This is a genomic window from Achromobacter sp. SX5 (genome assembly GCF_056711425.1).
On sequence record NZ_CM160041.1, the window covers coordinates 1,859,334 to 1,872,366 of the forward strand.

General features: G+C 67.1%; 11 protein-coding genes. 6 read left to right on the forward strand and 5 right to left on the reverse strand.

Annotated features, from left to right (window positions below; translation table 11 throughout):
- Nucleotides 1-256 precede the first annotated feature (256 nt).
- From efp to AC1M14_RS08800, 3 genes are all read right to left on the reverse strand, one after another.
- Nucleotides 257-817 (reverse strand): elongation factor P, encoded by a 561-nt coding sequence (gene efp / locus AC1M14_RS08790; RefSeq protein ID WP_102772434.1) that lies wholly within the window; start codon nucleotides 815-817, stop codon nucleotides 257-259.
- Between the two features lie 154 nt (nucleotides 818-971).
- Nucleotides 972-2,084, reverse strand: coding sequence for an elongation factor P maturation arginine rhamnosyltransferase EarP (gene earP / locus AC1M14_RS08795; protein WP_479731417.1), 1,113 nt, complete (start codon nucleotides 2,082-2,084; stop codon nucleotides 972-974).
- Nucleotides 2,085-2,097: 13 nt separating this feature from the next.
- Nucleotides 2,098-3,300: a DUF2863 family protein gene (locus tag AC1M14_RS08800; RefSeq protein ID WP_111824646.1), complete on the reverse strand. Its 1,203-nt coding sequence runs from the start codon at nucleotides 3,298-3,300 to the stop codon at nucleotides 2,098-2,100.
- Between the two features lie 210 nt (nucleotides 3,301-3,510).
- Between AC1M14_RS08800 and AC1M14_RS08805 the strand changes: the two genes are divergently transcribed.
- Nucleotides 3,511-4,287, forward strand: a complete 777-nt coding sequence (locus AC1M14_RS08805; protein WP_479731418.1) for a DODA-type extradiol aromatic ring-opening family dioxygenase — start codon at nucleotides 3,511-3,513, stop codon at nucleotides 4,285-4,287.
- Nucleotides 4,288-4,375: 88 nt separating this feature from the next.
- Here AC1M14_RS08805 and acnA read toward each other — a convergent pair whose 3' ends face one another.
- Nucleotides 4,376-7,081 carry an aconitate hydratase AcnA gene (gene acnA / locus AC1M14_RS08810; RefSeq protein WP_102772430.1) on the reverse strand — a complete coding sequence of 902 codons (2,706 nt, stop codon included), beginning with the start codon at nucleotides 7,079-7,081 and terminating at the stop codon, nucleotides 4,376-4,378.
- A gap of 269 nt (nucleotides 7,082-7,350) precedes the next feature.
- A complete protein-coding gene (locus AC1M14_RS08815; protein ID WP_111824647.1) occupies nucleotides 7,351-8,190 on the reverse strand; it encodes a FadR/GntR family transcriptional regulator in 840 nt (279 codons plus the stop codon).
- Nucleotides 8,191-8,439: 249 nt separating this feature from the next.
- Here AC1M14_RS08815 and AC1M14_RS08820 point away from each other — a divergent pair, with 249 nt between their 5' ends.
- From AC1M14_RS08820 to AC1M14_RS08840, 5 genes are all read left to right on the forward strand, one after another.
- Nucleotides 8,440-9,648, forward strand: a complete 1,209-nt coding sequence (locus tag AC1M14_RS08820; RefSeq protein ID WP_102772428.1) for an ABC transporter substrate-binding protein — start codon at nucleotides 8,440-8,442, stop codon at nucleotides 9,646-9,648.
- A gap of 66 nt (nucleotides 9,649-9,714) precedes the next feature.
- Entirely contained in the window at nucleotides 9,715-10,572 is an 858-nt protein-coding gene (locus AC1M14_RS08825) for a branched-chain amino acid ABC transporter permease (RefSeq protein WP_102772427.1), read from the forward strand.
- Nucleotides 10,572-11,558, forward strand: coding sequence for a branched-chain amino acid ABC transporter permease (locus tag AC1M14_RS08830; RefSeq protein ID WP_102772426.1), 987 nt, complete (start codon nucleotides 10,572-10,574; stop codon nucleotides 11,556-11,558). The genes AC1M14_RS08825 and AC1M14_RS08830 overlap by 1 nt, the downstream gene beginning before the upstream one ends.
- Nucleotides 11,555-12,334 (forward strand): ABC transporter ATP-binding protein, encoded by a 780-nt coding sequence (locus tag AC1M14_RS08835; RefSeq protein WP_102772425.1) that lies wholly within the window; start codon nucleotides 11,555-11,557, stop codon nucleotides 12,332-12,334. The genes AC1M14_RS08830 and AC1M14_RS08835 overlap by 4 nt, the downstream gene beginning before the upstream one ends.
- Nucleotides 12,331-13,029: an ABC transporter ATP-binding protein gene (locus AC1M14_RS08840; RefSeq protein ID WP_479731419.1), complete on the forward strand. Its 699-nt coding sequence runs from the start codon at nucleotides 12,331-12,333 to the stop codon at nucleotides 13,027-13,029. Before AC1M14_RS08835 ends, AC1M14_RS08840 begins: the two co-directional genes overlap by 4 nt.
- The last annotated feature ends 4 nt before the right edge of the window (nucleotides 13,030-13,033 follow it).

Here is a 13,033-nt window from a genome sequence, read left to right on the forward strand (position 1 = left end):
TTTTTGCCTTGGGGCGGCCCGGCGGCAAAAAGGCCCCCACGCCGCGCACGCTGCGCGTGCTTGCTGCCCCCCGAGGGGGCGTTTTTGCCTTGGGGCGGCCCGGCGGCAAAAAGGCCCCCACGCCGCGCACGCTGCGCGTGCTTGCTGCCCCCCGAGGGGGGCGTTTTTGCCTTGGGGCGGCCCGGCGGCAAAAAGGCCCGCCAGCCAAAAAAAATGCCAGACCCGAAGGTCTGGCATTTTTTTCGTCCGTGGCCGATCAGTTGTTGACGCGGCTGCGGTATTCGTTGGTGCGGGTGTCGATTTCGATCTTGTCGCCGATGGCGCAGAACAGCGGCACGTTCAGTTCGAAGCCGGTGTTGATCTTGGCCGGCTTGGTCACCTTGCCCGAGGTATCGCCGCGCACGGCGGGTTCGGTGTAGGTGATTTCGCGCACGATGGTCGTGGGCAGTTCCACCGAGATGGCGCGGCCGTCGTAGAAGACCACTTCCACGGGCATCGCTTCTTCCAGGTAGTTCAGGGCGTCGCCCATGCTGTCGGCTTCGATTTCGTACTGGTTGTACTCTTCGTCCATGAAGACGTACATCGGGTCGCCGAAGTAGGAGTAGGTGCACTCCTTGCGGTCGAGCTGGACGACTTCGAACTTTTCGTCGGCCTTGTAGACCGATTCGCTGGCGGCGCCGGTCAGCAGGTTCTTGAACTTCAGCTTGACCACGGCGGCGTTACGGCCGGACTTGTTGTATTCGGCCTTCTGGACCACCAGGGGGTCCTTGCCAACCATGGCCACGTTGCCGACTCGCAGTTCCTGAGCGGTTTTCATCGATAAAACTCCGGGGTGATAGGTGCACTCGCCGTGCTAGCAGAAAGCCCCCGGGAAGCTGGCCGTAAGGCCGGCGCCTGGGCTTAGTGCACACCCCGGGAGGCGTCATAGTTGAGGCCCGACAAAATACAGGGCTCTCGGAAAACTCTCTATTCTAACGTTTCTTCGCCAACTCTGCGCAGAAATCGGCCAGATTTTCGCCCAGGTCGGGCCGCGCGGCCTGGCTGGCGTCCCAGGCCCGGGCCGCCTCGGCCCAGCCGTTCCAGGCATCCGGCGCCAGGGCGGCGGCCAGCGCGGCCGCCGTCCGGCCGGGCTCGGGCTGGTTCCAGGCGCGGATGAGGGCCTGGGCGGTTTCCGGGGCCGGATAGCGCGCCAGCCAGGCCTCCAGCTTTTCCAGGTGGATGTTGCCGTCCTGGGGGTAGATCTGCCAGACCAGCGGCCGCGCGGCCCAGGCGGCGCGCACGAAAGAGTCCTCGCCGCGCACGAAGTTCAGGTCGCAGCACCACAGCAGGCGGTCGAAGTCGGGCTGCGCCACGAAGGGCAGGCGAGCCAGCAGCGGCGCGCCGGGTGCCGCGCAGGCGGCTTCCAGCCCGGGCGCGACGCCTTCGGGGGCCAGCAGCACGCTGGGGCGCGGATCGGCCGCCAGCGCGCCGACCAGCTCGGCCGCCGGCGCGCTGGGATAACAAAACAGGGACACGGTGCGGGCGCCGTCGCGGCGGCGCAACAGCAGCTCCTCGCCCACGCCCAGCGAGCGCAGGAAGGCGGTTTGCGCGTCCGTCGAGGCCTGCAGCGCGTCGCGTTCGGCCGACAGGCCGGGCTCGCGCAGCAGGCCGCCGGTGGCTTCGGTGAAACCGGGAAAGAAGAAATGCTTGACCAGCCCGTCCGGCCGCTGCGAGGGCAGGCCGTGGCAGCTTTCGACCCAGGACTCGGCGCTCAGGTATTCCAGGTTGATCCAGACGGGAGGCCGGCGCCGCATGCTTTCCAGGAACGCCGCGGGCGGATCGCAGGCGAACGCCTCGATCACCACGTCGCGCGAGGCCAGGGCGGGGTCCGGCGCGTCGCTCCAGTGCTGGATGTCGATGCCGGCCAGCCGCTGCTGCGCCAGGCCGGGCGCGATGCCGGGCTGGATGCGGGCGAAGCTGGCCAGGTCGTCGACCCACAGGCGCACGTCCCAGCCTCGGCCGTGCGCCAGGCGGCGGGCCAGGCGCCAGCACACGCCGATGTCGCCGTAGTTGTCGACGACCCGGCAGAAGATGTCCGCCTGCATGGCAGCGCGCGGCCTAGTGGAACTTGGCCGGGGAGGCTTCCGCGTCCTCGGGCAGTTCGGCGTGCACCAGTTCGCCCAGCGGGTTGGGGAAGTAGGGCGCGCCGCAGTCTTCGCAGTACTCGGGCGGCAGCACGCCGGGGATGCGGCGCACGTCGGTCACGCCGTATTCCTTGAGCAGCGCCGCGATCTCGTCGATCACGTCGGGCTGGCCTTCGTCGACCGGCAGGTCTTCCTCGCGGCCGTACAGCGGCCACACGCAGCCGTAATAGACGTCGTTGCTGTTGCGGGCCGTGAAGCCGACGCGGTATTCGTCGATGCGGTTTTCGCCGCAGCCGGCCACCACCGCGCGCAGCTGCGAGGCCTCGAGGCTGACCGCGCCTTCGAGCCAGCTGACCGCCGCGCGCAGCGACAGCGGGCGCACGCGCCGGTCCGCTTCGCGGTTGCTCACGTAATAGGCGTCGGGCAGCAGCATTTCGAAGCCGCAGCCGGGCAGCAGGGCGGCCAGCGTGGGCTGGGCCTGGGCGGCCCACTGTTGCTGGCTGGCGTCGCGGCTGGCGTCGGCTTCGCCCATCTGTTCCTGCCAGCGGAAGATGGGCTCGTTCTCCGGCACGGCCACGGCCGCCACGATGTAGCGGGTGTCGGCCAGCATGTTGGCGGTCTCGACCTCGGTGTTGAGCGCGGGCTTGGCGGTCTCGGCGCCCAGCGCCTGCGAGCCCAGGCGCTGCAGCCACTGCCAGGTTTCCGAGAAGGTGCGCGGCATCTGGTCGACGCTGACCAGCACGGGCATCAGCGCGCTGCGCGCCTTGCTGGACAGCACGTGCCCGTGCAGCTGCGCGAGCAGGGCCTGCTGGGCGCCGGCGGGAATCGAGCCGGTGGGAATCGCGTAGCGCGTCCAGGCGACGATGGGCGCCACGATCAGCAGAACGTCGTAGCGCACGCCGTTCTTCTCGATCTTCATGGATTCGGACAGGGTTTCAGCCTGTTCGATCAGGATTTCATAAGCGCCCACGTCGCTCTGCGCGAGGTGGTCCAGGGCCGCCTCCAGGGGAGCGTCCTGCCCTCCCTTGAGCAGCTTCGGGATCGCTTCGCCAAGCTGGGTCTCCCAGAACACGTCTTCCAGGCGGCTGCCCGAGCGGTTCAGCGCCTGGGCCAGCGTGACCAGCCGGGTGGCGTCGCGCGACATGCGGGGAGTGGATTGGCTGCGGGATCGGGCCATAACTTCGGAGTACATCCAGAAAGTGTGCAACGCGATAGTTTAACGCCCGTGGAACGCCCCGCTTGCGGTCGACCCCAAGCCGGGCTCCGGGCCGGGCATGCACGCCTATTGATGCCGAATGAGCAACATACCATCCCTTTGTGGGTAGTTTATTGCTGATCGGAAACAGCGGAGAATGCTGTCATCGACGCATTATCAGGAGGCCCCGCCATGCGCTGGCCCACGCTTTTCGTTTCCCACGGCTCGCCCATGCTGGCCGTCGAACCCGGCCTGACCGGCCCCGCGCTGGCGGGCTGGAGCGCCGCGCAAGGCCGCAAGCCCAAGGGCGTGCTGGTGGTGTCGCCGCACTGGATGGGCGAGGGGCTGGCGCTGTCTACCCGCGACCGCCAGGTGGCCTGGCACGATTTCGGCGGGTTCCCGCCGGAACTCTATACGCTGCAATACGGCGCGCCCGGCTCGCCGGTGCTGGCCGCGCGCGTGCAGGCCCTGCTGGCGGAATCCGGCATCGAAGCGGCCGACGATCCGCGCCGCCCGCTGGACCACGGCGCCTGGGTGCCGCTGCGCTACCTGTACCCCGAGGCCGACGTGCCGGTGGTGCAGCTGTCGCTGGACATGGGGCGCGACGCGGCTGGCCAGCTGGCGCTGGGCCGCGCGCTGGCGCCGCTGCGCGACGAGGACATCCTGATCGTCGGATCGGGTTCTCTGACCCACAACCTGCGCCACGTCCGCATGCCGCAGAACGCGCCGGCGCTGCCGTACGTGCCGGCTTTCCAGGACTGGTACGCCGGCCGGCTGGCCGCGCGCGACCTGCCCGCGCTGCTGGACTGGCAGGCCCAGGCCCCGGGCGCGGCCCAGGCGCATCCGCATGACGACCACCTGATGCCGTTCTATGTGGCCCTGGGCGCGGGCGGCGCGTCGGCCACCCGTTTGACCGATGAAATCTCGTACGGGGCGTTGGCGATGGACGCGTATGCGTTCGACGATTGATGGGGTTGCCGGCTTTGCCGGCCCCTCGAAACGTGAAAAAACCCCGGAACCTCGCGGTCCCGGGGTTTTTTGTGCAGCCTGCCGCCGATCAGGCCGCCAGCAGCTGGCGCAGCACGAAGGGCAGGATGCCGCCGTGCTGGTAGTAGTCGACTTCGATCGGGGTGTCGATGCGCAGCAGCACCGTGACGTCCTGCTTGGAGCCGTCCTTGCGGGTGATGGTCAGCGTGACGTCCTGCATCGGCTTGATGCCGTTTTCCAGGCCCGAGATGTCGTAGGTTTCCTCGCCGGTGATGCCCAGCGACTGCACGCTGTCGGAACCCTTGAACTGCAGGGGCAGCACGCCCATGCCGACCAGGTTGCTGCGGTGGATGCGCTCGAAGCTGCGGGTGATGACGGCCTTGACGCCCAGCAGTTGGGTGCCCTTGGCGGCCCAGTCGCGCGAGGAGCCGGTGCCGTACTCTTCGCCGCCGAACACCACGGTGGGCGTGCCGGCCGCCACGTACTTCATGGCCGCGTCATAGATGGACATCTGTTCGCCGGTGGGCTGGAACAGGGTTTCGCCGCCTTCGAAACGGCTGCCGTCGGGCAGGGCCGGGATCATGAGGTTCTTGATGCGCACGTTGGCGAAGGTGCCGCGCATCATGATCTCGTGGTTGCCGCGGCGCGAGCCGTAGCTGTTGAAGTCGGCCTTCATGACGCCGTTCTCCTTCAGCCACTTGCCCGCGGGCGAGGTTTCCTTGATGGAGCCGGCCGGCGAGATGTGGTCGGTGGTGACCGAGTCGCCGAACACGCCCAGCGCGCGGGCGCCCTTGACGGTCGGGATCGCGCCCGGCGTCATGCCGAAGCCATCGAAGAACGGCGGCTCGGCGATGTAGGTCGAGTCGGGCCAGTTGTAGGTATCGCCCTTGACGCCCTTGATGTTCTCCCAGAGCTTGCCGGGGTTGCTCTTGACCTGGCCGTAGTTGGCCTCGAAGGCCTTGGGGTCCAGCGCGTACTTGAGCAGCGAGTTGATTTCCTCGGTGGTCGGCCAGATGTCGCCCAGCCAGACGTCGCCGTTCTTGCCGCGGCCGACCGGTTCGGTCATCAGGTCGCGCGTGACGGTGCCGGCCAGCGCGTAGGCCACCACCAGCGGCGGCGAGGCCAGGAAGTTGGCCTTGATGTTCGGGTGGATGCGGGCCTCGAAGTTGCGGTTGCCCGAGAGCACGGCCGAGCAGATCAGGTCGTTGCCGATGATGGCTTCGTTCAGGTCGGGGCTGAGGTCGCCGGCGTTGCCGATGCAGGTGGTGCAGCCGTAGGCGGCCACGTCGAAGCCGAGCTTTTCCAGGTAGGGCAGCAGGCCCGTCTTGGTCAGGTACTCGGTGACCACGCGCGATCCGGGGGCCAGCGAGGTCTTGATGTGCTTGGGCACCGAGAGGCCGGCTTCGACGGCCTTCTTGGCCAGCAGGCCGGCGGCCAGCAGCACGCTGGGGTTGGACGTGTTGGTGCAGGACGTGATGGCCGCGATCAGGATGTCGCCGTTCTTGATCTTGGTGCCGGCGCTGGTGGTGAAGGTCTGTTCCAGCTTCTCGGCCGGCTGGTTGAAGCCGTTCTCGGCGATCGGCTTGGAGTACAGGTCGATGAACGTGTTCTTGACGTTGCCGATCTCGATGCGGTCCTGCGGACGCTTGGGACCGGCCAGCGACGGCGCGACGGTGGACAGGTCCAGCGTCAGCAGCTTGGTGAAGTTGATGTCCTTGGCCTTGGGGATGCCGAACATCTTCTGGGCCTTGAAATAGGCTTCGAAGGCGGCGATTTCCTCTTCGGTGCGGCCGGTGCCGCGGAAGTAGTCGATGGTGCGCTCGTCGACCGGGAAGAAGCCCATGGTCGCGCCGTATTCGGGCGCCATGTTGCCGATGGTGGCGCGCTCGGCCACGGACAGGCTGGCCGTGCCTTCGCCGCAGAATTCGACGAACTTGCCCACCACTTTTTCGCGGCGCAGCATTTCGGTGATGGTCAGCACCAGGTCGGTGGCGGTGACGCCGCCGCGCAGCTGGCCCTTGAGTTCCACGCCGACCACGTCGGGGGTCAGGAAGTAGACGGGCTGGCCCAGCATGCCGGCTTCGGCCTCGATGCCGCCCACGCCCCAGCCGACCACGCCGATGCCGTTGATCATGGTGGTGTGGCTGTCGGTGCCCACCAGGGAGTCGGGGTAGTAGACGTTGTTCTTCTTGTCGTGGTGCACGCCGCGGGCCAGGTATTCAAGGTTGACCTGGTGGACGATGCCGAAGCCCGGCGGCACGACGCCGAAGGTGTCGAACGCCTGCATGCCCCATTTCATGAACTGGTAGCGCTCCTGGTTGCGCTTGAATTCCAGCTTCATGTTCAGGTCCAGCGCGTCCTTGGTGCCGAAGTAGTCGATCATGACCGAGTGGTCCACCACCAGGTCCACCGGCACCAGCGGCTCGATGCTCTTGGGGCTCTTGCCCATCTTGTCGGCCACGGAGCGCATGGCGGCGATGTCGGCCAGCAGCGGCACGCCGGTGAAGTCCTGCAGCACCACGCGGGCCACGACGAAGGGGATCTCGTCTTCGCGCTTGGCGTTGGCCTGCCAGTTGGCGAGCTGGCGGACGTGTTCTTCGGTGACTTTCTTGCCATCGCAGTTGCGCAGCACGGACTCCAGGACGATGCGGATCGAGACCGGGAGCCGCTGCACGTCGATGCCCAGGGCCTTGCCCAGCGCCGGCAGCGAGTAGTACTGACAGGCCTTGCTGCCGATCTTGAAATTCTTGAGAGTGTCTAGGGTGTTGTGCGGCATGATGGACTCCGTGGTTTTGCCCGCCTAAAGCCGGCATTTTCTGGCGTTTTTGCGCGTTTGTCATTGTATGTGAGACAAGGCCGCGCGCAGTGGTATGTCTTGTATCTTATATAAGACTTAAACGGCACGTCAAAGTTCCGTGCAGCGGTCGCGATCCCATACTGTGGCGGATGCGCGCCAACCCTGCAAGATGCCCGGAATATATCCAGAAAAATCCTACAGACGCATGCGCGCCGGCAACGCCGGGGCGGACGGCCCGGCCGCGAGAATCAGGACGTTTTCCGGCGGCGCACGCGGCGGACGTTGCGCGCGGCGTTGCGCCGCGACATTTCGGAATCCAGGATCAGGCGGCCTTCGAGCTTGCCGTGCATGCGCTTGACCGAGCGCATCGCGTCCTGCATGTGTTCGCTCATCAGCGCGCGCACTTTCTCGACGTCGCGCTCGCGCGCCGCGGCCAGGATCTGGCGGTGAAAGCCCGTGTTGGCGCTGCCGAAGCGCTGCTGTTCGGCCAGCGGCATGTCGTTGTCGAACACCGTCAGCTGCCGGATCATCTCGTTGGTCATTTCGCAGCTGAAGCGCAGGAACGGATTGGGGCAGACCGACGCCAGGATGTCATGGAAGTTCATTTCTTCCTGGCGCTGGGCCAGCGGGTCGTGCACGTGGCCGGCGCTGGGATCGCAGCACGCGATGTTCTCCTGCAGCGCGGCGAAGTGCGCCTCGGTCAGGAAAGGCACGGCGCTGGCCGCCAGCTCCGGCTCCAGCAGCCGGCGCACCTGGTAGATGTCCTCGATCCTGACTTCCTTGAAGAACAGGTAGTTCTGCATCAGCTGGAAGGTGCGGTCCAGCGGCACCTCGACCACGGTGGCGCCGCCGCCCGGGCCGGTGCTGACTTTAACCAGCCCCTGCACCTCCAGCGACTTGAGCGCCTCGCGCATGGTGCTCTTGCTGACCGAGAACATGCTCTGCAGCTCGCTTTCGCGCGGCAGCTTGTCGCCGGGCAGCAGGTTCTTGGCGGTGATCAGCCGCTTGATCTCTTCGGCGACCAGATCGCTGCGCTTGGGCGGACTCGCGATGCCGCCTGCCGGTAGGTCCTGACTGTCGAACGCCATCGCGTTTCTCCGTTGCTGCGGGACGGGCCGCGGCCCAGGGTTATACCTGATGCGGCCGGTATTGACAGGGCCGGACCCGCAATCTGATCATGATAATTATCCTATTTATCATGATAAATAGGATCGCGGTATGGGCCGGCCGGCCCGCAGCTTGGAGCAGACAGAGTCGGAAGGGGGACGCGCATGGGGCGCTCCCGACATCGTCAACATGCCGCGGCGGCAGTCCGCGGCGTCCAGGGGAGAATCATCTTGAATCGCCGCAACCTGTTGAAAATCGCCGCGCTCGGCGCCCTGCCCGGATCGCTGTGGACCGCCCGGTCCGCGCTGGCCCAGGCCAAGACGGCCGAGGCCATCCAGTTCGGCTGTCCCGTGCCCATGTCGGGCCCGTTCGCCGCCAACGGCAAATACGCCGACCTGGGTATGAAGCTGGCGCTGGAGCAGTACGGCCGCGCGCTGGACCGGCCGCTGGCCTATACCGTGCTGGACACCGAGGGCAAGCCGGCCACGGCGGTGCGCAAGGTCCAGGAAGTCTCGCAGCAGAAAGGCGTCAAGTTCTTCGCCGGCGGCATCCTGTCGTCCGAAGCGCTGGCCATGGGCAAGGAGATCGAGCGCGCCGGCGGCGTGTTCATCACCACCGCCGGCGCCGACGAGATCACCGGCAAGGACTGCAACCGGGCGACCTTCCGCTGGTCGGTGCCGACCTTCGGCGCCATCGAGCAGACCGTGCGCCCGCTGCTGGAAAAACTGCCCAAGGCCAAGCGCTGGTACACCATCACGCCGCAATACGTGTTCGGCGACGGCCTGCTCAACGCGGCCAAGGCCATCTTCAAGGAAAAAGGCATCGAGCACGTCGGCAACAGCTATCACTCGCTGACCGAAAAGGAATTCAGCGGCTACCTCACCAACGCGCTGGCCGCCAAGCCCGACGTGCTGCTGATCCTGAACTTCGGCTCGCAGTCGTCCGACACGCTGCGCCAGGCGGTCAGCTTCGGCATGAAGCAGAACTGCACCATCCTGGTGGCCTGGGCGTCCGGCCTGGAGCAGTTCGAAAGCCTGGGCGCCGACCTGTGCGAAGGCGTGTATTTCGGCGCGCAGTACTGGCACGGCATCGACAGCCCGCTGAACAAGGAGCTGGTCAAGCTCTCCCGGGAAAAGACCCGCGCCAATCCCAACTACAGCCTGGCGGGCTCCTACATCTGCACCCGCATCATGCTCGACGCCATCGTCAAGGCCGGCAGCGCCGACCCGGCCAAGGTGGTCGCCGTGATGGAAGGCATGGCCTACGAAGGGCTGACCGGGCCGGAGGAGATCCGCAAGGCCGACCACCAGGTCATGAAGAACTACTACCTGCTCAAGGGACGCGCCAAGAAGGACATGAAGGACAAGGACGACTACGCCGAGATCGTGCATAGCGGCCGCTCGTTCCTGCCGCCCGCGGAAACCGGCTGCAAGCTCTAGCAGCCCGACCCAGGGAGGCCGCGGGCGCCGTCCCGCGGCCCGGCGCCACTTCTTCCGGGCTTTTCCATGAACGTCTATCTGCTCCAGGTCATCAACGGGATCGGAGTGGGCATGCTGTACTTCCTGCTGGCAGTCGGCCTGTCCATCGTCTTCGGTCTGTTGCGCTTCGTGAACTTCGCCCACGGGGCGTTCTATCTGCTGGGCGCCTACTTCTGCTTCCAGGCCATCGAATGGGGGCTGGACTTCTGGCTGGCCCTGGCGGTGGTGCCGCTGCTGGTGGGCGCATGCGCCTGGGCCGCCGAAAAAATCGTGCTGCGTCACGTCTACGCGCAGGCGCACGAGTTCCACATCCTCATCACCGTGGGCCTGGCCCTGGTGCTGCAGGAACTGGTCATCGTGGTGTGGGGGCCGATCGGCGACAACGTGGCCGTGCCGGCCTCGCTGCAGGGCGTGGTGATGTGGGGCAGCTTCATCTATCCCAAGTACCGCCTGTTCGTGATCGGCTTCACCGCCGTGTTCTCGCTGCTGCTCTGGTACGTGCTGGAAGGCACGCGGCTGGGCAGCGCGGTGCGCGCCGGCAGCGAGTCCACCGAGATGGTGTCGATGCTGGGCATCAACGTGTTCCGCATGTTCAGCCTGGTGTTCGCGCTGGGCGCGGCCACCGCGGCGCTGGCCGGCGTGCTGGCCGCGCCTATCCGCGGGGTGGAGCCCTTCATGGGCGTGGAGGCCCTGGGCATCGCCTTCGTCATCGTGGTGGTCGGCGGCATGGGCAGTTTCTTCGGCGCGCTGGTCGGCGGCCTTCTGATCGGCGTGGTGCAGAGCGTGATGAGCACGCTGTGGCCGGAAGGCGCGCGGCTGATGATTTATGTGGCGATGGCCGCGGTTCTGCTGCTGCGGCCTCACGGCCTGATGGGGAGAGGATGATGACGCGCTTGAAATCGCACGCGCAATTGCTGCTGGCGCTGGCCGTGGCGCTGCTGCTGCCGCTCGTCATGCAGTCGGGTTCGCTGGCCGCGGAAGTGCTGATCTACGCCCTGGCCGTGCTGGGCTGCAACCTGCTGCTGGGCTTTACCGGGCTGCTGTCGTTCGGGCAGGGCATTTTCTTCGGCCTGGGCAGCTACGCGGCGGGGCTGCTGCTCACGCGCACCGGCATGCCGATGCCGCTGGCGCTGCTGTCGGCCATGGCGGTGGGGGCGCTGGCGGCCACGCTGGTGGGCTGGTTCGCGATCCGCCAGCGCGGCGCGTATTTCGTGATGCTGACCCTGGCCTTCGCCCAGATGTTCTATTTCCTGGCCTACAGCCTGCCGGATCTGACCGGCGGCGACAACGGCCTGCTGGACGTGCCGCGTCCGCCGCTGTCGGTGGCGGGGCTGGAGATCCTGCCGCTGGACACGCCCTGGCGCTTCTACGCCTTCGTGGCCGCGTGCTTTCTGGCGGTGTTCTGGCTGTTGCTGCGGGTGACCAATTCGGTGTTCGGCCGCACGCTGCTGGCGATCCGCGACAACGAGGCGCGCGCCATGGCGGTGGGCTACGACGTGCGCCTGTTCAAGCTGGCGGCCTTCGCCATTTCCGGGGCGGTGACGGCGCTGGCCGGCGCCTTCCTGGCCATGATGACCGGCATCGCGCCGCTCTCCAGCATCGAATACCACAGCAGCGAAATGATCCTGGTGATGACCGTCATCGGCGGCACCGGCAATCTGTTCGCCTCGGTGCTGGGCGCGGCGTTCTATGTGCTGTCCGCCGACTGGCTCTCCACGCTCTGGCCGCGCTGGCTGATGCTGCTGGGCTTTCTGCTGATCGCCGTCAGCCTGTTCATGCAGAAAGGGCTGTGGGGCCTGGGCGAACGCATCTGGCTGGCGCTGCGGCGCCGTCCCGGCGGGCAGTCCGCCGTCGAGGAGAACCGCGCATGAACCAGGCTGCTTCCACGCCGCTGCTGCAGGCGCGCGGCATCGTCAAGCGTTTCGGCAAGTTCGTGGCCCTGCACGGGGTCGACCTGGAGGTGCGGCCGCGCACGGTGCATTCGGTGATCGGCCCCAACGGCGCCGGCAAGACCACGCTGTTCCACATCCTGACCGGCACGCTGCGCGCCAGCGAGGGCAGCATCGTGTTCGACGGCCAGGACGTCACGCAGGAGGCCGATCACCAGCGCGTGCAGCGCGGCATCGCCCGTTCGTTCCAGGTCACCAGCCTGTTCGCCAATCTGTCGGTGCGCGAGAACCTGCGGCTGGCGGCGCAGGGCGCGCACCGCGCCGGCGCGTTCGATTGCTGGCATCCGCCGACCGGGGCGCGGGCGCAGCGCGAGGTGGTCGACGCCGCGCTCGAACGCCTGGGCCTGCCGCGCCTGGCGCAGGTGGCCGCCGGCGCGCTGTCGCACGGCCAGCAGCGGCGCCTGGAAGTGGGCATGGCGCTGGCCGCGCGGCCGCGCGCCATCTTCCTGGACGAGCCCACCTCCGGCATGGGGGTGGACGACCTGGAAGAGATGAAGCGCCTGATCCGCAGCCTGCGCGACGACCATACGGTGGTGCTGATCGAGCACAACATGAACATCGTCATGGACATCTCCGACACCGTCACGGTGATGCAGCAGGGCAGGGTGCTGGTCGAAGGCCCGCCCGGCGCCATCCGCAGCGACGAACGGGTGCGCGCCGCGTACCTGGGCAACATGATCACGGGAGGCCGGGCATGATCCTGGACGTCGACGCCATACACAGCTACTACGGCAAGAGCCACATCCTGCAAGGGGTGTCGCTGCAGCTGGAGCAGGGCACGGTGGTCACGCTGCTGGGGCGCAACGGCGCGGGCAAGTCCACCACGCTCAAGACCATCGCCGGCGTGATCGCGCCCAAGGCCGGCGCGGTGCGCTTCGGCGGGCGCGACATCGCCGGGATGCCGGCCCACCGCATCGCCGCCATGGGCGTGTGCCTGGTGCCCGAACACCGCGGCATCTTCAAGCTGCTGACGGTGGAGGAAAACCTCAAGCTGGGCATGCGCCGCGATTCGCCGTGGCAGCTGGAAGATGTCTACCGCATCTTTCCGCGGCTGAAGGAGCGGCGCAAGAACGGCGGCGGCCAGTTGTCCGGCGGCGAGCAGCAGATGCTGGCCATCGGGCGCGCGCTCATGAACCATCCGCGCGTGCTGATGCTGGACGAGCCGGTCGAAGGCCTGGCGCCGGTGATCGTCGAGGAAATCGTGGCGCAGATCCAGTCCATCAAGCGCGCCGGCGTCACCATCCTGCTGGTCGAACAGAACCTGGAGGTCTGTACCCAGCTGGCCGACCGGCATTTCGTCATCGAACAGGGAACCATCGTCTACCAGGGCAGCAATGCGGAATTCATGGCGGACGAGAACGTCAAAGACCGCTACCTGGGGGTGGGGGTCTGAGATC